The sequence below is a fragment of the Fundicoccus ignavus genome (assembly GCF_009659375.1).
Lineage (GTDB): Bacteria > Bacillota > Bacilli > Lactobacillales > Aerococcaceae > Fundicoccus > Fundicoccus ignavus.
This window is the reverse complement of record NZ_WJQT01000010.1, coordinates 60310-84081: the sequence shown is the minus strand read 5'-3', so window position 1 is coordinate 84081 and position 23772 is coordinate 60310. Positions and strand designations below refer to the sequence as shown.

Below are 23772 nucleotides of genomic sequence, written 5' to 3'. Positions count from 1 at the left end.
ATATGATTAAAAGAGTCGGTTTTATGGGATAATCATAAAACCGACTCTTTATTAATATATGACTACTTTTCCATTTGCATCGCTTTTTGTTGGTCTGATATTTCTAATAATTTATCACGCAATTGATTTTCCATGCTCTCCAATTCTAACTGAGCAGCAGCACGTTGTTGACGTCCTTCTTGCTGAATTTTTAATGTTTCTTCAATTGTTTGAATTAAATTAGATTGAGTTTTCTGCAATGTCACTAAGTCAATCACACCACGTTCAGATTCACGAGCTGTATCGATAGCGCTTTGTTTCAACATTTCTGAGTTTTTTGTTAAAAGGTTATTCGTTGTTTCAGATACTTGTCTTTGCGAAATGGCAGCATTTTGTTGACGTAGTAAAGTTAAAGCAATTGTAATCTGATTCTCCCAAAGGGGAATGGCAGTGTGTACAGATACTTGTATCTTCTCAGCTAAGGCTTGGTTCGTATTCTGAATCATTCTTATTTGAGGAGCTTGTTGGATAGTCATTTGACGAGTTAAACGTAGGTCGTGCGTCCGTTTGTCTAAACGATCTAAAAATTGATTTAAGTCACTTACAACTTGTACATCCATCTGGCTATTAGTTTCCCTTGCTTTTTCAATTGCTTTAGGAATAATATCTGATTGCATTTCTTGCATTTTTAATTCACCTGCTGCAATGTAGATATTCAAAGCCTCGAAATAATCTTTGTTTTTTTGATAAAGTTGCTCTAACATCATATTATCGTTCAACAATTCGTTTTTCTCTCTTTCCAAACGAATCACAACTTTATCCATTTGGCTACCGATTTGTTGATATTTCATTTGAGTTTCAGTAATTGAAGATTTTACTTTGCCAAATAGCCGCTTGAATACATTAGGTTCAGCAGATAAATCTTTAGGATTTGAACTCTCCAGCATCTGCATTAAATCAGTTAATACATCACCGATTTCTCCAGTATCTTTTAATTGTACGGTCGCTAGCATATTATGCGAAAACTCACTCAATTTCTTTTGAGCATTAGATCCATAGGCAATAACTGCAGACATTTTAGTTTCATCAATTTGATTCGCTAAGTCACGAGCTTGTTTTTGACGATGTTCTGGTAATCGGTCGATTAACTTTTCCGTAGTGACTGCACGTTGAGCTAAGATTGCAGCATCAGCTAAATCTGATTGCAAGGTATTTGTCTCATTGTTAATTTGCTCATCAAAAGGATTTGAGAGCAGCTCATTGAATTCAGGACTCATCCGAGCATCTAATTCAGCGAAAATATCTAGCGAAGTATCTTTGTTATCAGTCATAATGTCCTCCTTGTTAAATGTCATTATTATCGTCCAACCAATCATTACTTTCCTTAAGTATATCACTTACAGTATCCGCTATGGAATCAGAATCCTGTCCTTGGTTCATATTCTGACGGGCAGCTTTACGTGAAAGATTACGATTAGCTAATTTAATCTCATCTTGCATCTCTTTATACGTTTCTTCATGGAATAATACATATTCATCCGTGATTTGTTCGCAGATTTGTTCAATGGTTTGAGCACTGCGTTCCAAAATCAAGTAAGTTTGTTTGTTTTTGGCGACATGACCATTAATTTCATTATATTTTTGAATCAAATCTTCTAACGAAGGTAAGAATTTATACAGAAATTGACTTGCTTGAGTGAAACGAGTAGGCTCTTCAACAATGTCTTTAAAGAAGTTTTGTAAGACTTCAATTGTATTGTAACGAACTTCAATTGCACGGAGTTTAGCAGTCTGGTTAACTCCTGATTCAATGGATTTGATTTGATCGCGTGCAACGGCCATTTGAGAACGGAAGTATTCAATCTCTGAGTCGTTTAATCCTTGATCGTAATAATGTTGGATTTTATCTTTATTAGTAAAAGCTTGAGGGAAATTGTTAAATGTAACATTTCCACTGCGCAGGTTTTTATACGCTTTGAAAAATAACATCATCACACCAACGGCAATTGACGAAGCAATTACTAAGATTGCAGTTACTATAGTGGGTTCAAATGATAAACCATAACCACCTTGGTAAATAGTAAAAGATGTTAAAAAGATAAAAGTGATGCCAATATAATAGATTATTTTTAGCAATGGGTAATGAAACGACTCTTGTAACTTATTAAAAATCAACGTTAATAAGAAGCTATTTAATATGATGCTTAAGACGATTGATATGACATAAGTTGGTAAAAATGTAATATGTAAAAAGTCAATTCCAAAAATTAACAGAGCCACCGCAATAAAAATTAAAACGCCGAGACTTAATTGGATTTTCTTTTTATATTTAGGTGTTAGGTTTTTACCGTTGATTAAACGGTGGGCATAAATGCCGCTAATAATTAAAACTAGTATGCAAAAAAATGCATATCCAAAAGATAACATAAGTATTTCCTCCTTAAAATTGAGTTTATTGCTTTACAATAATAGATTACCATAAGTTAGAATCTATCATATCGGACTTGAGGCTTATCTCTGATTTTTCTTTTTGATAACAATTTTATAAAAGAATCGAGACTAAAGACGGATTAAGTTATAATGAAGATGCTTATACAATAGAATTGATACATAAATGATAAATAAGAGGAGTATAATAAGATGAATGTTGAGAATAAAGATATAAATTTTTTACAAGATGATAGAATGGTTTCGAGTGAATTAATTTTTGACGGCGCAATTTTGAGACTCTATCATAATCAACTCAAGTTAGATAGTGGTCAGATTGTTTCTAGAGAATTATTACACCATCAACCAGCAGCTGCAATACTTGCTGTAACATCAGAGAATAAAATCTTACTCGTTAAACAGTACCGTCCAGCCATTGTTGAAGAAATTTATGAAGTGCCAGCTGGAATTTTAGATTACCATGATTCAGCAACTGAAGTAGCCGAAGTCGGCGCGCTTCGAGAGCTAGAAGAAGAGACGGGTTATCAAGCAAAACGTATTGAAAAAATTGCGAGCTTTTATGTAACGCCAGGTTATCTTAATGAAGAAATTACGTTGTTTCATGCGTCAGAGTTGGTGAAAGTTGACAATCCATTACCTCAGGATGCAGATGAAGATGTAACTGTATATGAATTCACGAAAGCAGAAATTAAAACGATGATGGCAAAAGGTGAGATTAAGGATTTAAAAACACTTTATGCTTTACAAATCTGGTTAAACCAGTAAACTTGCTAAAGTAATATCGGAAAGGAGTAAATATAAAATGGATTTCCGAACAAAAAAGCTAAAAAAACAAAGTGACTATAATCAATATTTGGATTATGAACACGAAACAACAAGAGAGAACTCTATTGAAAATAGTGGAATAGAAAATTATTCAGAAGAGTATAATCAAAATGGGATGGATAATGATAATTGGAATGAATCTCCTGAATATATCCAAGATAATCAAGAATATACAGTAGGGTACCAAGAGTTCGACCAACCGTCAAACTACTATGATGAGGAAAACTATTATAGTCACCCTTCAAGTGATGATCATTTACAAGACGAATTGAATGATACTTATTCATATGAAGACAAAGAAGAAATTTATCCATCAAGAAGTGAATACTTTAAACAGCAATCAGATGAGATGATTACAGAAAATGAAAGTGAAATGTTTGATGAATTGGAAAAAGCCCCAATAGATGGTAAACGAGCAAAGTATAGTGCAAAAATCGACCGTTTTTTAACAAACGGAATCATTGTCGTGGGTGTATTATTAATAGCAATTTTATTGATTGCGTTTTTGGTATAAATAATTTAAAAGATTTAAGGAGAGAAGTATGAAAATTGGAATTATTGGAGCGATGGAAGAAGAGATTCGCTATTTAAAAGAGGTTATCCAAAACCAAGAAGTACAAAACTTTTATGGTTATGAATTCACGAGTGGAAGCCTGGGTGTCCACGATGTAGTGCTTGTATTATCAGGGATTGGTAAAGTAAATGCCACAGTTAGTGCAATGCTCTTAAAAGAGAAGTTTGAAGTAGAAGCAATGATTAATACGGGATCAGCTGGCGCAATTGATTCAGCATTAAAAGTAGGAGACTTAGTGATTGCTCATTCTTTAGTACATCACGATGTGGATGTAACAGGATTTGGATATGAACCAGGTCAAATGGCTGGTATGCCTAATGTTTATTACCCGAATACAGAATTATTAAGAATTGCACAAGCAGCTTGTCGAGAAATCGATATTGAACCGATTGTAGGACAAATTGCTAGTGGTGATCAGTTCATTAATTCGAAAGAGAAAATTAATGAAATTGCCACAACTTTCCCAACGGTAAGAGCTGCGGAAATGGAATCTGCAGCAATTGCGCAAACGGCCTACGTGTTAGGTGTTCCATTTGTTATTATTCGCGCTATTTCAGATAGTGCAGATTCAGAAGCAAGTATTTCATTTGATCAATTCATTTTATTTGCGGGTAAGATGTCGGCTTCATTAGTTACGAAGTTTATTGAAGCAATTCCAGCGGACTTAAAACTATAATTATTAAAATATGATTAAAAAGGTTGACAAAAAACACTTGATATCTTATTATTATCTTAAATAAAAAAGTGATTAATGTTTTGAGATAATTTAAGACAAAGAGATAGGGCACTATTTTGACAGAGAGTTTGCGTTAGCTGAAAAGCAAATCTAAATAGCCTATGAAGACACAGCTTAAAGATAAACTATTTTTCACCGTTTGCCACGTTATCGCTACAGTTATTAATAGTAACTGATTGAGATAGTCTTTGTGAAAAGACTATGAATAAAGGTGGAACCACGTTTAAGCGTCCTTTAATCCTAATTGGATTGAAGGACGCCTTTTTTGGTTTTATCTAAGTAGGTCGACTGATGTTGTTGTTAGGCAAATAAGAATAAAAATTATTAAAGTGAGGGAATTGTTATGAAAAAAATGGTAAAATTCTTAGTAAGTTTAATGGTATTGTTAATGGTCGCTCCAAACACTGTAAATGCTCAAGCTAATCAAGTAATTGATCGTGAGAAAGAAGTTGTTATTGGGTTTGATGATACCTTTGCACCGTTTGGGTTTAAAAACGAAGAAGGCGAACACGTTGGTTTTGATTTGGACTTAGCAGCTGAAATTTTTGAACGCATGGATGTTGAGTTTAAATTTCAACCAATTGATTGGAGTATGAAAGAAACAGAATTAAACACAGGGAATATTGATATGATTTGGAATGGTTACTCAATTACTCCTGAAAGAGAAGAAGTTGTTTTATTCTCAGCACCGTATATTGAAAACCGTCAAATTATTATTGTTCCTGTAGATAGCGAAGTCGTAAGTAAAGTAGATTTAGCTGGTAAAGTATTAGCTACTCAAGAACAATCTGCTTCATTAGAGGCTATCTTAGCAGATGAAGAGTTTGTTCAAACATTAGGTAGTGATCCAGTAACTTATGCGACATTTATTGAAGTATTTAGTGATTTGAACAATGGTCGCGTTGATGCAATTGTTGTAGATGAAACATTAGCTAGCTATTTCTTAGAACAAAATGGATCAGCAGCAGACTACAGAATTTTAGAAGATAATTTTGGCGAAGAAGAATATGGCGTTGGGTTCCGTAAAGTTGATGAGGAATTTGTAAAAGAATTCAATGAAACATTAGCTGAAATCATCGAAGATGGAACATTTAAAGAAATTAAAGCAAACTGGTTCACTGAAATCGAATCAGAAGAAGAATAATAATCGCAAAAAAGGAAGTGCAACATGATGGAATCACTGACAATGCTGGAGCCACTATTGGAAGGATTTAAGACAACAATTTTATTTTTTATACTTACTTTAGTTGGAAGTATACCTTTAGGGCTTATATTAGCTTTGATCGAGCAAAAGTTACCCAAATGGTTAGGGAGCATTATCAGAGTGTATGTCTATCTGTTTAGAGGCACACCATTATTATTACAAATGATGTTTGTCTTTTTCGGTTTGCCCTTTGTCGGAATTGTGTTAGGACGATTTGAATCAGCATTATTTACATTAATTATTAATTATGCTGCTTATTTCGTTGAAATTTTCCGAGGTGGTTTAAATGCTATACCCAATGCTCAATATGAGGCTTTGAAAGTATTGTCAATTGATCGTTTTACTGGCTTACGCAAAGTGATTTTACCCCAACTGTGGAAAATTGTGATGCCATCAGTCGGAAACGAAGTCATTAGTTTAATTAAAGACACGTCATTAATTTATATTCTAGGTTTAGACGAGCTATTAAAAACTGGTCGTACATTGGCTAATCAAAGCGCTAGCTTATTGCCGTTTGTGTACGTTGGTGTGATCTATCTAGTATTTACGGGAATTACTACATTTATTCTGAATAAAATTGAACAAAAGATTGAAGATTAGGAGGAGACCTGATGAGTTTAAAAGTAGAAGGTATATCAAAAAAATTTGGGTCAAATTTAATCATTGATAATTATGATTTCGAAGTGACCCCGGAACAAATTACGATTGTTTTAGGAGAGTCAGGTAGTGGTAAAACAACACTGCTTAGAATGATTAATAATTTAGAAAAAGTCGATCAAGGTTCAATTTCAATAGATGGTGTTCTTTTAGTAGAAGATGGTGTATATAAATCGTCTAATGATGTTAAAGCATACCAACACAGAATTGGTTTAGTATTTCAAGATTATCAGTTGTTTCCTAATTTAAGTGTTTTAGAAAATTTATTATTAGCACCATTATCAAATAAAATGGGAAGTCGTGAGGAGCTGATTGTTAAAGCTAAAGAATTGCTTAATCAAATGGGCTTACCGGATAAAGAGTTAATGAAGCCTAGACAATTATCTGGGGGGCAAAAACAAAGAGTATCCATTGCAAGAGCAATGATGATGAATCCGAGTATTCTATGTTTTGATGAACCAACTTCAGCTTTAGACGAACAAACCGTGGCTAAAGTTGCAGATTTAATTTTGCAGTTGCAAGCTCAAGGTATGATGATTTTAATTATTACACATGACAGAACATTAGTGGAGTTATTAGGCAGTCGAGCCCAAGTAATTGAATCAACAAGTTTCTTAAATTAGTATCAAATAATACACCTCTTACTTGCTATGTCGGTATGAGGTGTATTTATTTATAAAATGATAAAAATAACACTTGAAATACTAGCAGGTTTCGTTATAATAGTAGGAGTGTAAAATAATGCAGCGAAAAAAAAGAAAGCGCGTCAACAGTCTAACGCCTTATGAAAAGGTCAATCAGTAACTGCGGCTGCAAAAGCGAAAGTTGAAGTTAAACTGCACGCATTCGGTTTTTTTAACTATTATTTTACTCCATAAAACATATTATTGGAGGAATCTTAATGTCAAGATATACAGGTCCATCATGGAAATTATCACGTCGTCTAGGTATTTCATTAACAGAAACAGGTAAGGAATTAGCAAAACGCCCATTCCCACCAGGACAACATGGTAACCAACGTAAAAAACTTTCTGAGTATGCTTTACAATTACAAGAAAAACAAAAATTACGTCACATGTACGGAATGAACGAACGTCAATTCGCTACTTTGTTTAATAAAGCTGGTAAAATTAAAGAAGGTAAACACGGTGAGAACTTCATGGTTATTCTAGAAACTCGTTTAGATAACTTAGTTTACCGTTTAGGTTTTGCGACTACTCGTCGTCAAGCTCGTCAATTAGTTAACCACGGTCACATTACTGTCGATGGTAAACGTGTTGATATTCCATCTTATTTAGTTCAACCTGAACAAGTAATTGGTTTACGTGAATCTTCTCGTGACATTGCTATCGTTAAAGAAGCATTAGAAAACATGGTAACTCGTTTAGAGTTCGTTTCTTACGATGAAACAGCAATGGAAGGAAAAATGACTCGCTTACCTCAAAGAAGTGAATTAAACGCAGAAGTAGATGAAGCTCTAGTCGTTGAATACTACAACAAATTAGGCTAATCACTAAATTAATGCTATCGCAACAGGTAGGAATCTCTAGGTTCTTACCTGTTTTCTTATGACTTAATCATAAGTGAATTAGTATTAAAAATAGTGATAAGTCAAATTGCTCATCGTTGTTGGATGGATGGAATCCTTATAAAATAAAGAAAAATAATGTTAATAATACACTGTTTCGCTTTAATTAAACCACTTGTAATGCTATAATATAGAGTGATTAATTACGGATTAAATTCATCTACTGCCAATTAAGATAATTACGATGGAACAGAGGAGCGAACTAGAATGCAATTGAGATTTACTGACATACTATTTATTATAGTCGTCATTGTTCTGGTTATTTACGGAGTAATTTATTATTTCAAAACCCAGCGCAATAAAGACATTAGAGAATTGGAAGAACGCAAAGACAAAATGATGGCAATTTCAATTGCTGATCAATTATATACGTTGAAGAACATGAATTTATCAGGTCAAACTAAGCGTAGATATGAAAGTTTAGTTGCGACTTGGCAGACCATTACAAACTTTCAATTCACTGAAATCGAATCTGCTTTAGTTGGTTCAGAACAATTCCTTGAGCAAATGAACTTAGTCAAAGCTCAAAAAGCTGTCCATCAAGCAAGAGAAATTCTTGATGAAACAGAGGTTCAAGTGAATGAGTTACACGAACAACTAACAGAATTATTATCTGTGGATGAAGCAAACCAAGAGCGTAATGAACAATTATTAGAGAGATACAATACAGCCCGTAAAAGCATTATGAACCAAAGTTTTGATTATGGTCCTGCTATTGAAACTTTAGAGAAAAACATTCAGTATTTAGAGTTGAACTTTACGAAGTATAACGAATATACAACGAATGGAGATCACCTTGAAGCGCAAGACATGTTAGATACAATTGAATCTGATATGACGAGCCTAGAGGAAATTCTTGAAAAGATTCCAAACATGTATGACAAAATCAAAAATGATTATGAAGATTCATTAGCTGACTTGCGTGAAGGCTACCAACGTATGTTAGAGAGCCGTTATAATTTTGAGAATATTAATGTGCCTGAAGAGATTGATGAAATTCAGGAACAATTAAATAATGCTAAACAAGAAATTAAAAACGCAGACTTAGCTGATGCAAAAACTTTAATGGATAAAGCTGATCGAGAAATTAATTCTTTATATGATTTATTAGAATCAGAAGTTGCAGCTAAAGAATTTGTTAATAAAAACGTAAGTCAATTACGCGATCAAATAAAAAAAGTTGAAGAAAATAATCGTTATGCGGGAATTGAAGTTGATCGTATTGCACAGAGTTATATTCTACACAATAGTGAGTTAGATCAAGTTAAAGAATTAACAGATCAGATTCGTATTGAAGCAAATAAATTCCGTGATTTATCAACAGAAATTAACGAACATAATGCCATCTATACTAAAATTGAATCAGTAATCAAGAAACTACAAAAACGATTTGATGAGATTGATGATAAACAACGTAAGTTAGTTGAGAATTTGTCTGATTTAACAGTTAGAGAAAAAGAAATCAAAAGTAACTTAGATTTATATGAATTAGATTTAAGAAACATCAAACGTAAAGTTGAGAAATATCACTTACCAGGTTTAAGTGAAGATTACTACGCTAAGTTCTACCAAGTGACGGATGAAATTGAAAGCTTATCGAAACAATTAAACCGTGTTAGAATTGACATGAGTGAAATTGAACATACAGCAGAGCAATTAGAAACTCATTTAGATCAACTTGAAACTTTAACAGAAGATATTATTGATAGTGCTATGTTAACAGAATATATGATTCAACATAGTAATCGATTCCGTTATGATTACCCTGAAATGGATCAAGCGATTAAGGAAGCGCAATATTTATTCCATCGCGAATTCCGCTATCAAGAAAGTTTAGCTATAATTGAGAAAGCATTACGTCGTGTTGACCAAGATGGTCCTACACAAGTAAGACGTATGTATCATCAAGAAAAACAAGCTAGAATTTATTAATATTTATAGATAGAAGACAGAAGCGGCTTAGCCTTTCTGTCTTTTGTTCTGTAAATAGGAACTAAGACATTAGGTAATAAAGACACATCAATTAACAGTAAAGACAAGGTGAGTAGGGAGATTTTCAAGTTACTCTACATGAGTGAATTCAACTCTAGAATAGTTTAATTCACTTCGCTATAATGACTAAGCAGATAGATTGAGTTTTTAAAATAAAGGAGTCCAATCATGTTTTATTTCGATAATAGTGCAACAACACAACCCTCTGAAACAGTAATGAAAGTAGTGCAAGAAGTTGCTATAAATTATTTTGCTAACCCGTCAAGTATTCATTTTATGGGTGAAAAATCTAAAGCTTTATTAAACAGTGCAAGACAACAAGTAGCAGAACTTTTAGATTATAAAGAAAGTGAAATTTATTTTACTTCTAGTGGAACTGAAGCAAATAATTGGGTTTTTCAAGCTGTTTTACCTGCTTTAGGATCACTGCATTCTGAAAGGAAAAAAGTTATTATTTCAAGTATTGAGCATCCTTCAATTACTGCTCAAATTGAAATGATTGAACGTATGGGCTATATCGTTGAATTAGCTCCAGTTGATGAAGATGGAGTGTTAGACTTAAAATCATTAGCACAATTAATAACCAAAGATGTATTAATCCTTTCAACAATGTCCGTTAATAATGAAGTGGGAAGTATTCAACCCCTCGATGCGATCGCGGAACTACTTAAAGACTTTCCACAAATAGTGTGGCACGTCGATGGTATTCAAAGTGTCACAACACAATTCGAGAATATGTTAAATAAACGAATTGATTTGTTAAGTTTATCTAGTCATAAATTTCATTCTGTTCGAGGTGTTGGTATACTAGCTAAGCGCCAGAAAGTTGATTCAGAACCTATGTTGTATGGTGGAGGTCAAGAAGCAGGTCTAAGAAGTAGTACTGAAAACTTACCAGCTATTGTAGCAACTGCCAAAGCATTACGTTTATCGAAAGAATCGCAAGAGATTGTTAAACCTAAACTAAAATTGTACCGTGAAAAAATTTGTCAGTCATTAACTAGTCAAAAATGGCAGGTTTACGCAGAACAAACAGGAAGCGAACATATTATTTGTGCAGCACTAGAAAGAGTTCCTGGAGAAGTGTTAGTGCATGCTTTAGCAGAAAAATCCGTTATTGTTTCGACAACAAGTGCTTGCTCAAGTCGCAAACATCAAGCGCACCATACTTTAAAAGCAATGAATATTCCAGAAGCAATATCTACCTCAGCTATAAGAATTAGTATGTCGCATACTACAACCGATGAAGATGTTACAGCTTTAATAAATGCAATCGAAGTTGTGTCGCAAAAATTTAATAAGTAATTAAGGAGAAAACTATGTCTCAAAAACAAATATTAATTCACTATGGTGAATTATCTACTAAGGGTAAAAATCGAAAAATGTTTCAAAATAAGATGGCAGATCAAATCCGTCATAAAACGAAAGACATTGAAAAAGTTAAAGTTTTACCTCATCACGACTTTATGCATGTGAAATGGGATCATGCAAGTTACGAAACGATCATCGATGTATTGAAGGATGTACCAGGTATTGCACGTTTTGAACCTACTTATCGTGTTGAGAAAACAATGGAAGCAATTTATGCAAAAGGTATTGAATTGTTTGAAGCACAAACATTTGAAGAAAATGCTTCTTTTAAAGTAGTAGCAAAACGATCTGATCGTACATTTGAATTAGATTCGATGATGATTCAAAGAGAAGTTGGTCATGTAATCGGTGAACGCTTCCCTGAGTTGCACGTCGAAATGAAAAAAGCTACCTATAAATTAACAGTAAGTATTCAACGTGATGCTGCCTATTTGAGTCTAATTTCTGTTCAAGGTATGGGTGGATTACCTTATGGATCAAGTGGTAAAGGAATGTTAATGTTATCAGGAGGCTTTGATTCTCCAATCGCAGGCTATCAAATGATTAAACGCGGTTTAGAAATAGAAGCAGTGCACTTTAGTAGTCCACCCTATACGAGCCCACAAGCATTAGAAAAGGCCAAAAAATTAACGGCAGTACTATCGCGTTATGGAACACCAATTAAATTCCATAATGTTCCTTTTGCAAAAATCCAAGAAGAAATTAAAGAGCACATACATGAAGATTTCTCAATGACTGTGATGCGTCGTATAATGTTACGTATTATGGATCAATTATTGGTAAAAAATAAAGCAATGGCAATTGTTAACGGAGAATCATTAGGTCAAGTAGCTTCCCAAACACTACAGAGCATGAGTGTTATTAATGAAGTGACGACTACTCCAATTTTAAGACCATTAATAGCAGTAGATAAAAATGAAATTATTGCAATCGCAGAGAAAATTGGAACGTATGATATTTCGAATGAACCTTATGAAGATTGTTGTACAGTGTTTGCTCCGAAGAAACCAAAAACGAAACCTAAGTTACATACAATTCAAGAAATGGAAGCAGCTTTAAATATTGAGGATTTAGTAGCTGATGCAGTCATGAATACAGAAATCATGACAATCGATGAATTTTATTTAAAAGAACAACTAGCGGAATTTGACAGTTTACTGTAATTAATTATTTATCAGTAAGCATTCAATTATGTGTTCGAATCTTTCAATGTTATACTATACTTAATAAGTAGAAAGATGAAGGGAAGATGCATAATGCAAGTAAAATTTGATGGTAATCCATTAGAAGTTCAAGGTGTTCAACCAAAAGTTGGAGAAAAAGCACCTAATGCCAAATTAGTTAACGCCAAAGGAGAAACAGTTGAATTAGCTGACTTCTTAGGTAAAGTTACAATTATTAGTGTAATTCCTAACGTTTTGACTCGTACATGTGAATTACAAACAAAACGCTTTGATGAAGTAACAAGTGATAAAGATATTCAATATGTAACTGTAGGTAGAAATACTGTTGAAGAGTTTAATCAGTGGAATTCAGATAACGAATTAAATGTTACAACATTAACGGATGCTGAGGGAGAATTTGGTAAGGCTTATGGCTTAGATATTGATTTAGACGGTAATGCCTTATTAACTCGTGCTGTATTTGTAGTTGATTCTGAAGGAACAATTCAGTATGTTGAAATTGTCGATGAAGTTGTTAACGAACCAGACTATAAACCAGCATTGGAAATAGCTGAAAAACTATAAGACACGTAGAATAATTTTAAGTAGCGATGGTACCAATTTACGGTATTATCGCTACTTTTTCATAGTATATAGAATTATAAATTTTATGTTGGTTTACCAAGCTTTGTAATTCACTTAGCTTATTGCCTTTTCAAGGAGTGGGTCACCTTCAAAGCCTCATTTGTGATCGTGAAGTTCGTGCTTTTTCAGATCAATCGACTAGGCTCTGTCTACTTCGCTGTGCTCAGATTAAGAGCAAGCTACGCCGCTTACCCTTTGTACCGCTCTGGAAAACAAGTCGCTGAACTATGCGTAGCTATTCAAAGAAAGTATCGCTGTAATATCAAATTAAAACTACTAAATGAAAATTAATGGCCTCGGATTCGACCGAGGCTTTATGATAGTATAAGGGTTTATTGCTTTAGAGATACTTAAACTATTTGCTACTATTACCTTATTTATTTTCAAGGGCAGTGTTCAAACCTAAATGGATTAAGAAGATAGATAACAATTAACTATAAATGTTTTATTCAGTAAATAAAACAAAGTTGTCTCGAAATTATCTTGAAGTTATCCGATTATGATACATGGAAGTTAAAGTTGAGATTTTTTGTTGTTAGTCTGTTTTCATTATATAATAAAATATGGAAGAAAATGAGGAGGGAAGACGATGGAAGAAAAAATCAAGCTGTTTCGTGAACAATTAGCTGACAGTCAAAAGATTGCATTCTTTGGTGGGGCTGGAGTATCTACAGCAAGCGGTATACCGGATTTTCGTTCGGCTACAGGACTTTACATGGAAGATACTCATCGTAAATATTCTGCGGAGGAGATTATTTCAAATCATTTTTTTGTGAAACATCCTAAAGAATTTTTTGAATTTTATTCAGAAAAGCTAATTTATCCAGAAGCCGAACCGAACTTGGCCCATAATTTTCTAGTTAATATTGAACAAGAAGGAAAAGAAGTAACAGTTATTACACAGAATATAGATGGGTTACATCAAACTGCAGGAAGTACAATCGTTCATGAATTACACGGAACGGTTTTAGATAATTATTGTTTAGAATGTCATCGTGTGTATTCGTTGGATGATCTAAAAATTGACGAAGAAGGTATTCCTCGTTGTCCTTTTGATCAAGGAGTAGTCAGACCTGATATTGTCTTATATGGAGAAAATTTAAAAAATGAGACAATTGAATCCTCAATTAAAGCAATAGAAGAAGCTGACATGCTAATTGTCGCTGGAACATCTCTCATAGTATACCCAGCAGCAGGGCTTATTAATTATTTCAAAGGAAAGTATTTGGTTGTTGTGAATAAAACAAGGCTACATACATATTTACCTAATGCCTTGATTTTCGAAGCTGAAATGAATGAAGTGTTCTCACAGGTAAGGTGATGAAACTATAATGATTAATTTATTGGAATACTATCAAGGAAGCGGTGAAAATTACACCACAGAAGAAATTGCCCAAGCATTATTAGGCAGCGTCTTAGTAAACGAAACACCAGAAGGTCTAACAAGTGGCATCATTGTTGAGACAGAAGCATATCTTGGGCTTGAGGACGAAGCTGCTCATAGCTACAATGGGCGTAATACGCCTCGTATCCAAGCTATGTTTGGTAAGCCAGGCACTTTATATGTGCATCAAATGCATCGACATATATTAGTTAACATTGTGACACAACCTAAAGGTGTTCCACAAGGGGTATTGATTCGTGCATTAGAACCACTAGAGGGTCTTGAGTTAATGACGGAGCGACGTAAAAAAACAGGACATGAGTTATCGAATGGTCCGGGAAAACTCAGCCAAGCCATGGGCATTTCGATGGACTACAATTTAGAACATATATTAGATTCCAGATTATCTATTGAACCAAACAAGAGAGTAATTCCAATTAAAATCCAAAGTTCGCCAAGAATTGGCATTAAAAACAAAGGAAAATGGACAGATGCAGCACTTAGATTTTATGTAAAAGGTAATCCATTTGTTTCTCGTTTCAAAGGTGAAATATCAGAAACATTCGGTTGGAAAAGCTGCCGATTATAATTGTAAATTTTTTTTGTAGCTACTTGTTTAAAAGGCAATGATTTGCTAAACTGAGATTAATCTATCAAGGATAACTTGATATAATAATATGCGATGAAGAGAAGAGTAGTTAATAATATACAGAGAGAAAGTATTTGGTGAAAGCTTTCATAATTAACGAAAGTAACTCGGAGCTTGAAGTGTGAAATTTAGTAATGCTTCACGGAGTAAAACTTCGTTAACAATGTATGAGAAGAAAATAATACTTTCTAAAATTAGGTGGTACCACGTTGATGAAACGTCCTATGTTAAGCATAGGGCGTTTTATTTTGGTGAAAATCACTTAATTGCTTAATAAAACTACTAGGAATCGCAATGAAAGGAAGCGAGAATATGAAGAGAGAAGAAATGCCTACGAAATATAATCCGCAGGCAGTTGAAGCAGGTCGTTACGAAAAATGGTTAGATGATGGTGTGTTCAAACCATCAGGCAATCCAGAAGCAGAACCTTATTCGATTGTAATTCCACCACCAAACGTAACTGGTAAATTACACTTAGGACATGCTTGGGACGTAACCTTGCAAGATATGATTATTAGACAAAAACGTATGCAAGGATTCGATACGCTATGGTTACCAGGTATGGACCATGCGGGAATTGCGACACAAGCAAAAGTTGAGGAGAAATTAGCAACCCAAGGAATTAGTCGTTATGACTTAGGTCGCGAAAAATTTGTTCAACAAGTTTGGGATTGGAAAGAAGAGTATGCAAGTACAATACGTGAACAATGGTCAAAAATGGGTGTTTCCGTTGACTATTCTCGCGAACGTTTTACGCTGGATACTGGTTTAAATAAAGCAGTTAATAAAGTCTTTGTTGATCTATATAACAAAGGTTTAATCTATCGTGGAGAATATATTATTAACTGGGATCCTAAAGCTCAAACAGCATTATCGGATATCGAAGTTATTCATAAAGATGTTAAAGGTGCGTTTTATCATATTAATTACCCTGTAGTTGGAAGTGATGAAGTAGTCGAAATTGCGACCACTCGTCCTGAAACAATGCTAGGTGATACTGCAATAGCTGTTCATCCAGAAGATGAAAGATATCAACACTTAATTGGTAAAACGGTTATGTTACCATTAATGAATCGTGAAATTCCGGTCGTTGCAGATGAATATGTTGATCGTGAATTTGGAACAGGTGTTGTGAAAATCACGCCGGCGCATGATCCTAATGACTTTGAAGTGGGGAATCGTCATGACTTACCTCGATTAAACGTTATGAACTTAGATGGATCAATGAATAAAAATGCAGGCAAATACGCTGATTTAGACCGATTTGAAGCTAGAAAACAAGTGATTGCTGATCTGAAAGAAATTGACTTATTAGTTAAAATTGAAGAGATGGATCATAGTGTTGGTCATTCTGAAAGAAGTGGCGCTGTAGTAGAGCCTTTTTTATCTACTCAATGGTTTGTTAAAATGCAACCACTAGCTGAGAAGACAATTAATAACCAATCTAGTGAAGATGCTGTTGAATTTTTCCCGCCACGTTTCAATAATACTTTCTTAACTTGGATGGAGAATATTCATGACTGGGTTATCTCGCGTCAATTATGGTGGGGACATCAAATTCCAGCTTGGTATCATAAAGAAACAGGCGAAGTTTATGTTGGTGAAACTGCTCCAGAAAACGAAGAAGACTGGCAAAGAGATCCAGATGTTTTAGACACATGGTTTTCATCTGCTTTATGGCCTTTTTCAACAATGGGTTGGCCTGAAGAATCTGCAGATTTTGATCGCTACTTCCCAACAAGCACTTTAGTAACAGGTTACGACATATTAACGTTCTGGGTAAGTCGCATGATTTTCCAAAGTTTAGAATTTACTGGTAAACGTCCATTCCAAAACGTTTTAATTCACGGATTGATACGTGATGCTGAGGGGCGTAAGATGAGCAAATCATTAGGTAACGGCATTGACCCAATGGATGTTATCGATGAATTCGGAGTAGACGCTTTAAGATGGTTCTTAGCAAATGGTTCTGCACCAGGCCAAGACGTTCGATATAGTGAAGAAAAACTAAGTTCAGCTTGGAATTTCATTAACAAAATATGGAATGCAAGTCGCTATGTTTTAATGAATGTAGGAGACTTAACGATTGATCAAATCGAGATAGGCGAAGACCAAACGATTGCTGACCAATGGATTCTTGCTCGTTTACAAACTACAATTGAATCGGTAACACGTTTATTTGATAAGTTTGAATTTGGTGAAGCCGGACGTATTCTATATCACTTTATTTGGGATGATTACTGTGACTGGTATATTGAAATGACTAAAGAAAGTCTACAAGATGAGACATCAGACAATAAGACTACTAAAAGTATTTTGATTTATGTATTGGATCAATTCTTGCGCTTGTTGCACCCAATTATGCCATTTGTTACGGAAGAAATTTGGCAACAATTACTTAGCGAAAAATCTTCATTAGTTATTGCTGACTACCCTGTAGTAAATGATGCGTACATCAAGCCTGAAGCTGTCACAGCAATGAATCAATTGATTGAAGTTATTCGTGGCGTACGTACGATTCGTAATGAAATGAATACACCGTTGTCAAAAGCGGTTGATTTATTCATCAAAGCAAATAACGAGGAAGTTGTGGAGTTATTAAAAGCTAACCAAGCTTATATTGAACGTTTCTGTAACCCAGAAAACCTCGTAATTTCAATGGATCCAGAGACACCTCAAGAAGTAGTTTCTCAAACATTATCATTCGCACAAATTTTAATGCCTCTAGAAGGATTAATTAAAATTGAAGATGAGATTAAACGATTAGAACAAGAACAAATAAAATTAAATAAAGAAGTAGACCGGATCGATAAGAAGCTTGCGAATCAAGGATTTGTTAGCAAGGCTCCTGAAAAAGTTGTGGAGGAAGAACGCGCTAAACGTGAAGACTATGTTAGTCAGTTGAACGCAGTAACTGAAAGAATCGCACAGCTCGAAACGCTGCTATAATATTTTAAAATTTGACCTCAAGTAATTTTTTACTTGAGGTTTGCAATGGAAACTTTTTGCATTAAACACACTAAGTGTATTATATCTGTGGCAACACGAAGGAGAACGAAAGCAGTTGAAATTTATAAATGTTAACGAAGCCATTGAATGGCTAAACGCTCAAAGAAGTACGGGTCAAGGAAATAGTGTTGAGAGAGTTAAGGTAGCATTAGCTTTTATTGACAATCCACACATTGGTCTCCCTGCTATCCATATTACTGGAACAAATGGAAAAGGGTCGACGACTGCCTTTTTAAGAGAATTATTACTAAGTCAAGGTTTACAAGTAGGAACCTTTACATCACCTCATATTATGACCTTTAAAGAACGTTTTACATTTAATGGTGAACTTATTTCAGATGAAGATTTATTGTTTGTAATTGAAGAAATGGTTCAAATTAATGATTATATGGAACAAACAGAATTTGGACGTTTAGTTTTCTTTGAGTTATATACTGTTATGATGGCGATTTATTTTAATATGAAGAAGCCTGATGTATGTTTAGTAGAAGTAGGTATTGGTGGTCGAAGAGATTGTACGAGTGTAGTGAATGCACAGTTAGCAATTATTACAACCATAGGTTTAGATCATGGTGATAAACTAGGCAATACAGTTGAAGAAGTAGCTGAAGAAAAATCAGGTCTTATTAAGCCAAATAGTTTAGTTGTAACAGGTTTGATAGACGAAGGGCCATTGACAGTAATTGAGAATTATGCGAAAGAAATGAATTCAGAAATTTACCGTTATCAAATTGAGTATGGTATGTCAGATATTCTAAACCATTTAGATCAAGGTTCAACATTTAACTTTTGGCAAACTTCAACTGAAGCTGAAGAAACGCAACAAAATAATTTTGCGATAGGTATGTTAGGTTTACACCAAGTCCAAAATGCTACGGTAGCTTTACAAGCATTTGAACTATGGATGCGCCATATTGAACAACCAATTGACTGGGTTATTGCTAAACCTGCTCTTCAGAAAACAAATTGGATAGCTCGCATGGAAAGAATTCATGAAGAGCCATTTGTTTATATTGATGGGGCACATAATGTTGCAGGTTTAAATGCACTTAAACAGCTAGTGACAGAATATTTCCCTCATAAAGAAATACATATCTTATATGCAGGACTAGATTCTAAAAATCAAGCTGCTCAATTACCTTTGTTGTCTACATTCGAGAGTAGTAGTTTAGCTGTAACAGAATTTGAGCATCCTAATGCTATGTCACTTGAACAATTCAAAGAATTAGTATTAAGTGAAGCGACTCATCTGCAACAACCTGTTCAATTCGTTGAAAATTGGCCAGAATATATTACAGACTTTATTTTCACAAAGAATGCAGATCAGATGTTACTAGTAACGGGTTCTCTATACTTTGTTTCGGCTATTCGTCAACATATTGTTAAAGAATTTCAAAAGATTTCAAATTAAAAAGTGATTTTTGCCTCTTTTTTACGTATTTATATATGAATACAAAAAGGAGGCTATTTTTATGTCAAAAATTCAACAATCATTTATTCGTGAGGTACCAAAAGATGCTCAGCCTAGAGAACGCTTATTAAATTATGGTGAAAAAGCATTGGCAACACACGAGCTATTGGCCATTATTTTAAGAACAGGCACAAAAGAAGAGAATGTTTTACAACTAGCATCTCGATTTATACAATCTTTTGAGAGTTTGTACGAACTTAAGCAGGCAAGTATTGATGAGTTGCAAAAGATTAAAGGCATTGGTCCTATAAAGTCACTCGAATTAAAAGCGGCAATAGAATTAGGGGCGCGCATTAATGCCAGTGATTTACCTAAATTTGGTCATATCACATCCACTCGGTCAGCAGGTCAAAGACTTCTACAAGAAATGTCTGATTTGCAGCAAGAGCATTTAATTGTTCTATTCTTAAACACTAAAAATGAGGTAATAAAGCAGAAAACCATTTTTATGGGAACGGTTAACAGTAGTGTTGCCCATCCTAGAGAGATTTTTAAAGAGGCTGTCAAGTATCCGACAGCGCGTTTGATTATCGCACACAATCATCCATCAGGAGATACAGAGCCGTCGTCTGCTGATTTGTTTTTCACGAAGCGCATGATTGCGTGTGGAGAATTAATGGGAATCGAAATCTTGGATCATTTGATAATTGGCCAAAATAAATATTTAAGTTTACGAGAAAGTTCTAAAATCTTTGATGAATAATAATGTAAAATATACCTTGCAATTTAATGGGAGTTAATCAGTTTTATTAAAATTAGATTACAAGATATGAGCTGTGCGAAGCGGTTTCTTAGGAAATGTGAAGACCGCTTGTGAAAGGATGCACTTAAACTAACGGGGCAGGATAGTTGAGGAATGATTATAATTATACGTAAATACTTCACTTAGCGAGTGCTATTGTTCGAATTAGCAGTCGCTTTTTTATTATAAAAATAAAAATATAATAAGAACTCATTCCACCAATGGAGGAGATCAGTATTACAAAGGTAGCTTCAATAAATAATGTAAATTATACATTGAAATATGTAATAGATATATTGAATTATGTAATTTATATGTTACAATAAGTGTAGGAGGTGTTCGAAAGGAGTGAAAAACAATCTTAAAGTCGCTCGGGTTCAAGTGGACTTAACACAGCAACAGTTAGCCGAAAAAGTAGGTGTTACTCGGCAAACTATCAGCTTAATTGAAAAAGGGAACTATAATCCAACTTTAAAGCTTTGTCTTAAAATTTGTTATGCAGTCAACAAAACATTAAACGATGTATTTTGGATAGAAAGGGGCGAATTTAGCAATGAAGATACAAAGAATAAATGATGAACGGCTTGCGATTAAAAATTTAAAAATTATGCGTACTGGCTATACGCTTCAAACACTCGGAATCATTGCCATTCTCGGATATAACTTTATTACGAATGGAATAGATGGTGTCTTTGAGAATCCATTATGGATTGTATTTATCGCTTCAACAATCGTATTAGCATTTATGTCCTTCGGCAAAGATGATGAACGTCTAACATTGAGAAATCTGCAAATAACGCGGATTGCATACGCTATTCAGGTCATTGGATTCGTGATTATATTAGGAAATGAGTATGCTGCTGGAGGTATAGAGCAGGCACGTGAAAATCCGATATGGATTCTCTTTACAGTTGCAACGATGATATTGATTTTCATGCGAATGAATATCGATGTCGCCTACGAAACTGACCAAAAATCAGAATCAGCAAAGAAGGGGTTAGTGACTTCACTTATCGCAGTAACGCTAATTAGTATTACAATAGGAGTTATCACAGCTATCAGTGATGGACACACTGCAATGGACGGCGTTATAACAGCGTTAGTTTTCTTAGTATGTGGCTTTTTTCCATTCTTTTTCTTATACACTTTGAGGAAAGAAAAAAATGAAGGTTAGTGAATGTAATGTTTAAATATAGAGGTTGTGCAGAAAGTAAATCTAAAAAACTGTTCGTTCTGCTCTTCAACAAAAGGGTGCTTTAGTTAAATAACAATGAATAAAAATCAGCCTGTATCTTATGTTACTATTAAGTAATTTAAGATACAGGTTTTACTATTTTTGAAATAATTACCTTTCACTTCAAATACATGTATTCAAAGTGAAAGTATTGATTTAAATGATTCTTTTGTAATTTACTCTTGATAAAATGTAGAGCCGTCGTCTGCTGATTTGTTTTTCACGAAGCGCATGATTGCGTGTGGAGAATTAATGGGAATCGAAATCTTGGATCATTTGATAATTGGCCAAAATGAATATTTAAGTTTACGAGAAAGTTCTAAAATCTTTGATGAATAATAATGTAAAATATACCTTGCAATTTAATGGGAGTTAATCAGTTTTATTAAAATTAGATTACAAGATATGAGCTGTGCGAAGCGGTTTCTTAGGAAATGTGAAGACCGCTTACATCGTGGCTAATAAAGTATAAAAGCGTTATTATATTTAAATAGAAGTTAAGAAAGTGGTTGCAATTTTAATAGAGTATGTTATTATATAATTATGTTTTTGTAAGAGGTAAGAAAGATTGTTTTTGTAACATCCGCTTCGTACCAGTTAGCAAGAATATAAAATTAAAAAGTGCTTTTGGGCACGAGGAGGATTTCTATTCATGGAACAAGGAACAGTAAAATGGTTTAACTCAGAAAAAGGTTTTGGATTTATCGAGCGTGAAGGCGAAGCAGACGTGTTTGTACACTTCTCAGCTATTCAAGGCGACGGCTTCAAAACTTTAGAAGAAGGTCAAGCAGTTACATTTGAAGTTGAAGATGGCGCACGTGGCCCTCAAGCAGCTAACGTAGAAAAAGCTTAATCTTATTTTATGAAATTCAACCGGAGATTATTCTTCGGTTTTTTTTTATTTTTAGAATAATTATTAAAAGAAATCCTATAGAACAACACATCATGAAACCAATGAATGTTGGAATTTCATTAAGAACCATTCTACAGGTAGCTTTTTGCTATCTACTTTTGCTATAATATTTTAACGAGTGTTAAACACACAATATAAATAAGTAAGGAGATCGAAGTGTAGTGGGATTGTTTAGTAAGCAACGATTAGGAATAGATTTAGGAACTGCTAATACAATTATCTATATAGATAATAAGGGAATTGCACTTCGAGAACCATCGATAGTTGCTAGGAATATTAAGACAGGTGAAGTAGTAGCATATGGGAAAGAGGCGGCTAAATTAGTTGGCCGAACATCAGATACTTATGAAACGATTCGACCGATTAGAGATGGTGTTATTGCAGATTTTTCCTTAACGAAACAAATGTTAGCTCATTTTATCAAACAAGCTGTTTTGAGATCTTTATCAAGACCAGAAGTAGTTATTTGCGTACCGAGTAGTATTTCGAAAGTTGAAAGACGTGCTGTTATTGATGCGATCAAAGATTTAGGTATTCATCGTGCAATGATTGTTGAAGAACCTTTTGCAGCAGCTTTAGGCGCAAATTTAGCGATTGAAGAACCTAGAGGTAAAATGGTTGTTGACATCGGAGGCGGAACAACAGATATTGCAACAATTTCTTATGGTGAAATTGTCAATGGTAGCAGTTCGCGTGCCGGAGGAAGTTTAATGAATGAAACGATAATGGCGTATGTACGCAATCATTATCAATTAGCGGTGGGAGATTACACAGCTGAAACAATAAAAATAGTATTGGGTAATGCTATGTTTACCGAACAGGATACCTCGGATAAACTAAAAGTCAGAGGACGTAATATTGCGACGGGTGTTCCAGATGAAAAGTATGTTGAAGCGAGCATTGTTGCAGAAGCGGTTGATGAAGTCATTCAAATGATCGTGACGAGTATCAAGCAAGTGTTGGAACAAACACCACCCGAATTATCAGCTGATATCATCGAAAATGGTATAGTCTTAACCGGTGGTGGATCTTTACTGAAGCGTCTTCCAGAGCGTCTTCATGACGAAATAGGGATTCCAGTCAATCTAGCGAGTGTTCCGCTTGATAGTGCGGCGATTGGCGCTGGAAAGATGTTAAAGCAGTTAGACATCCAATCAAAAATTGCAGAAAAAAAAGCTCGTTAGTAGA

Annotated in this window: 22 protein-coding genes, 1 pseudogene and 1 other annotated feature; of the genes and pseudogenes, 21 read left to right on the top strand and 2 right to left on the bottom strand. The window is 34.3% G+C overall.

The genetic code is table 11. From position 1 onward, the window contains the following. Positions 1–62 precede the first annotated feature (62 nt). Entirely contained in the window at positions 63–1310 is a 1248-nt protein-coding gene (locus tag GF867_RS08135) for a toxic anion resistance protein (protein WP_153832606.1), read from the bottom strand. 13 nt (positions 1311–1323) lie between these two features. Beyond that, entirely contained in the window at positions 1324–2406 is a 1083-nt protein-coding gene (locus tag GF867_RS08130) for a 5-bromo-4-chloroindolyl phosphate hydrolysis family protein (protein ID WP_153832605.1), read from the bottom strand. 213 nt (positions 2407–2619) lie between these two features. On the opposite strand from GF867_RS08130, the gene GF867_RS08125 reads away from it, so the two are divergent. The 21 genes and pseudogenes from GF867_RS08125 (at position 2620) to GF867_RS08025 (ending at position 23768) form a co-directional block, all read left to right on the top strand. Next, positions 2620–3192, top strand: coding sequence for an NUDIX hydrolase (locus GF867_RS08125; protein ID WP_153832604.1), 573 nt, complete (start codon positions 2620–2622; stop codon positions 3190–3192). 37 nt (positions 3193–3229) lie between these two features. After that, a complete protein-coding gene (locus GF867_RS08120) occupies positions 3230–3766 on the top strand; it encodes a hypothetical protein (RefSeq protein ID WP_153832603.1) in 537 nt (178 codons plus the stop codon). Between the two features lie 28 nt (positions 3767–3794). Then, positions 3795–4502 carry a 5'-methylthioadenosine/adenosylhomocysteine nucleosidase gene (locus GF867_RS08115; RefSeq protein WP_153832602.1) on the top strand — a complete coding sequence of 236 codons (708 nt, stop codon included), beginning with the start codon at positions 3795–3797 and terminating at the stop codon, positions 4500–4502. A gap of 403 nt (positions 4503–4905) precedes the next feature. Then, positions 4906–5706 carry an amino acid ABC transporter substrate-binding protein gene (locus GF867_RS08110; protein WP_153832601.1) on the top strand — a complete coding sequence of 267 codons (801 nt, stop codon included), beginning with the start codon at positions 4906–4908 and terminating at the stop codon, positions 5704–5706. A 24-nt stretch (positions 5707–5730) separates the two neighbouring features. Next, on the top strand, positions 5731–6366 hold the full coding sequence (locus GF867_RS08105; RefSeq protein ID WP_153832600.1) for an amino acid ABC transporter permease: 636 nt from the start codon (positions 5731–5733) through the stop codon (positions 6364–6366). A gap of 11 nt (positions 6367–6377) precedes the next feature. Continuing rightward, entirely contained in the window at positions 6378–7046 is a 669-nt protein-coding gene (locus GF867_RS08100) for an amino acid ABC transporter ATP-binding protein (RefSeq protein WP_153832599.1), read from the top strand. Positions 7047–7324: 278 nt separating this feature from the next. Beyond that, a complete protein-coding gene (gene rpsD, locus GF867_RS08095; protein ID WP_153832598.1) occupies positions 7325–7933 on the top strand; it encodes a 30S ribosomal protein S4 in 609 nt (202 codons plus the stop codon). A gap of 285 nt (positions 7934–8218) precedes the next feature. Then, positions 8219–9943: a septation ring formation regulator EzrA gene (locus GF867_RS08090; protein ID WP_153832597.1), complete on the top strand. Its 1725-nt coding sequence runs from the start codon at positions 8219–8221 to the stop codon at positions 9941–9943. A 228-nt stretch (positions 9944–10171) separates the two neighbouring features. Then, a complete protein-coding gene (locus tag GF867_RS08085; RefSeq protein WP_153832596.1) occupies positions 10172–11308 on the top strand; it encodes a cysteine desulfurase family protein in 1137 nt (378 codons plus the stop codon). 14 nt (positions 11309–11322) lie between these two features. Next, a complete protein-coding gene (thiI, locus tag GF867_RS08080) occupies positions 11323–12537 on the top strand; it encodes a tRNA uracil 4-sulfurtransferase ThiI (RefSeq protein ID WP_153832595.1) in 1215 nt (404 codons plus the stop codon). 93 nt (positions 12538–12630) lie between these two features. Then, on the top strand, positions 12631–13122 hold the full coding sequence (locus GF867_RS08075; protein ID WP_153832594.1) for a thiol peroxidase: 492 nt from the start codon (positions 12631–12633) through the stop codon (positions 13120–13122). 649 nt (positions 13123–13771) lie between these two features. After that, positions 13772–14503 carry an NAD-dependent protein deacylase gene (locus tag GF867_RS08070; RefSeq protein ID WP_153832593.1) on the top strand — a complete coding sequence of 244 codons (732 nt, stop codon included), beginning with the start codon at positions 13772–13774 and terminating at the stop codon, positions 14501–14503. A 10-nt stretch (positions 14504–14513) separates the two neighbouring features. After that, a complete protein-coding gene (locus tag GF867_RS08065; RefSeq protein WP_153832592.1) occupies positions 14514–15155 on the top strand; it encodes a DNA-3-methyladenine glycosylase in 642 nt (213 codons plus the stop codon). 84 nt (positions 15156–15239) lie between these two features. Continuing rightward, positions 15240–15443, top strand: a binding site (T-box leader). Between the two features lie 84 nt (positions 15444–15527). Then, positions 15528–18164: a valine--tRNA ligase gene (locus tag GF867_RS08060; protein ID WP_153832591.1), complete on the top strand. Its 2637-nt coding sequence runs from the start codon at positions 15528–15530 to the stop codon at positions 18162–18164. Positions 18165–18279: 115 nt separating this feature from the next. Further along, entirely contained in the window at positions 18280–19635 is a 1356-nt protein-coding gene (locus GF867_RS08055) for a bifunctional folylpolyglutamate synthase/dihydrofolate synthase (protein WP_172972600.1), read from the top strand. A gap of 61 nt (positions 19636–19696) precedes the next feature. Next, positions 19697–20398: a RadC family protein gene (gene radC / locus GF867_RS08050; RefSeq protein ID WP_153832589.1), complete on the top strand. Its 702-nt coding sequence runs from the start codon at positions 19697–19699 to the stop codon at positions 20396–20398. Between the two features lie 387 nt (positions 20399–20785). Continuing rightward, positions 20786–21013 carry a helix-turn-helix transcriptional regulator gene (locus GF867_RS08045; protein WP_366927797.1) on the top strand — a complete coding sequence of 76 codons (228 nt, stop codon included), beginning with the start codon at positions 20786–20788 and terminating at the stop codon, positions 21011–21013. Then, entirely contained in the window at positions 20991–21611 is a 621-nt protein-coding gene (locus GF867_RS08040) for a hypothetical protein (RefSeq protein ID WP_153832588.1), read from the top strand. The genes GF867_RS08045 and GF867_RS08040 overlap by 23 nt, the downstream gene beginning before the upstream one ends. Before the next feature lie 249 nt (positions 21612–21860). Continuing rightward, a pseudogene (locus tag GF867_RS08035) lies at positions 21861–22010 on the top strand (JAB domain-containing protein); the annotation flags it as partial. A gap of 313 nt (positions 22011–22323) precedes the next feature. Beyond that, entirely contained in the window at positions 22324–22524 is a 201-nt protein-coding gene (locus tag GF867_RS08030) for a cold-shock protein (protein ID WP_153832586.1), read from the top strand. 221 nt (positions 22525–22745) lie between these two features. Beyond that, entirely contained in the window at positions 22746–23768 is a 1023-nt protein-coding gene (locus GF867_RS08025; RefSeq protein ID WP_311453832.1) for a rod shape-determining protein, read from the top strand. Positions 23769–23772 lie beyond the last annotated feature (4 nt).

What these genes read in the sequence shown, in the direction of transcription:
- thiI (WP_153832595.1), top strand. Translation starts at nt 11,323, where the DNA reads ATGTCTCAAAAACAAATATTAATTCACTATGGTGAATTATCTACTAAG.
- rpsD (WP_153832598.1), top strand. Translation starts at nt 7,325, where the DNA reads ATGTCAAGATATACAGGTCCATCATGGAAATTATCACGTCGTCTAGGT.
- GF867_RS08130 (WP_153832605.1), bottom strand. Translation starts at nt 2,406, where the DNA reads ATGTTATCTTTTGGATATGCATTTTTTTGCATACTAGTTTTAATTATT.
- GF867_RS08040 (WP_153832588.1), top strand. Translation starts at nt 20,991, where the DNA reads ATGAAGATACAAAGAATAAATGATGAACGGCTTGCGATTAAAAATTTA.
- GF867_RS08060 (WP_153832591.1), top strand. Translation starts at nt 15,528, where the DNA reads ATGAAGAGAGAAGAAATGCCTACGAAATATAATCCGCAGGCAGTTGAA.
- GF867_RS08075 (WP_153832594.1), top strand. Translation starts at nt 12,631, where the DNA reads ATGCAAGTAAAATTTGATGGTAATCCATTAGAAGTTCAAGGTGTTCAA.
- GF867_RS08090 (WP_153832597.1), top strand. Translation starts at nt 8,219, where the DNA reads ATGCAATTGAGATTTACTGACATACTATTTATTATAGTCGTCATTGTT.
- GF867_RS08085 (WP_153832596.1), top strand. Translation starts at nt 10,172, where the DNA reads ATGTTTTATTTCGATAATAGTGCAACAACACAACCCTCTGAAACAGTA.
- GF867_RS08070 (WP_153832593.1), top strand. Translation starts at nt 13,772, where the DNA reads ATGGAAGAAAAAATCAAGCTGTTTCGTGAACAATTAGCTGACAGTCAA.
- GF867_RS08115 (WP_153832602.1), top strand. Translation starts at nt 3,795, where the DNA reads ATGAAAATTGGAATTATTGGAGCGATGGAAGAAGAGATTCGCTATTTA.
- radC (WP_153832589.1), top strand. Translation starts at nt 19,697, where the DNA reads ATGTCAAAAATTCAACAATCATTTATTCGTGAGGTACCAAAAGATGCT.
- GF867_RS08125 (WP_153832604.1), top strand. Translation starts at nt 2,620, where the DNA reads ATGAATGTTGAGAATAAAGATATAAATTTTTTACAAGATGATAGAATG.
- GF867_RS08065 (WP_153832592.1), top strand. Translation starts at nt 14,514, where the DNA reads ATGATTAATTTATTGGAATACTATCAAGGAAGCGGTGAAAATTACACC.
- GF867_RS08110 (WP_153832601.1), top strand. Translation starts at nt 4,906, where the DNA reads ATGAAAAAAATGGTAAAATTCTTAGTAAGTTTAATGGTATTGTTAATG.
- GF867_RS08030 (WP_153832586.1), top strand. Translation starts at nt 22,324, where the DNA reads ATGGAACAAGGAACAGTAAAATGGTTTAACTCAGAAAAAGGTTTTGGA.
- GF867_RS08120 (WP_153832603.1), top strand. Translation starts at nt 3,230, where the DNA reads ATGGATTTCCGAACAAAAAAGCTAAAAAAACAAAGTGACTATAATCAA.
- GF867_RS08100 (WP_153832599.1), top strand. Translation starts at nt 6,378, where the DNA reads ATGAGTTTAAAAGTAGAAGGTATATCAAAAAAATTTGGGTCAAATTTA.
- GF867_RS08105 (WP_153832600.1), top strand. Translation starts at nt 5,731, where the DNA reads ATGATGGAATCACTGACAATGCTGGAGCCACTATTGGAAGGATTTAAG.
- GF867_RS08135 (WP_153832606.1), bottom strand. Translation starts at nt 1,310, where the DNA reads ATGACTGATAACAAAGATACTTCGCTAGATATTTTCGCTGAATTAGAT.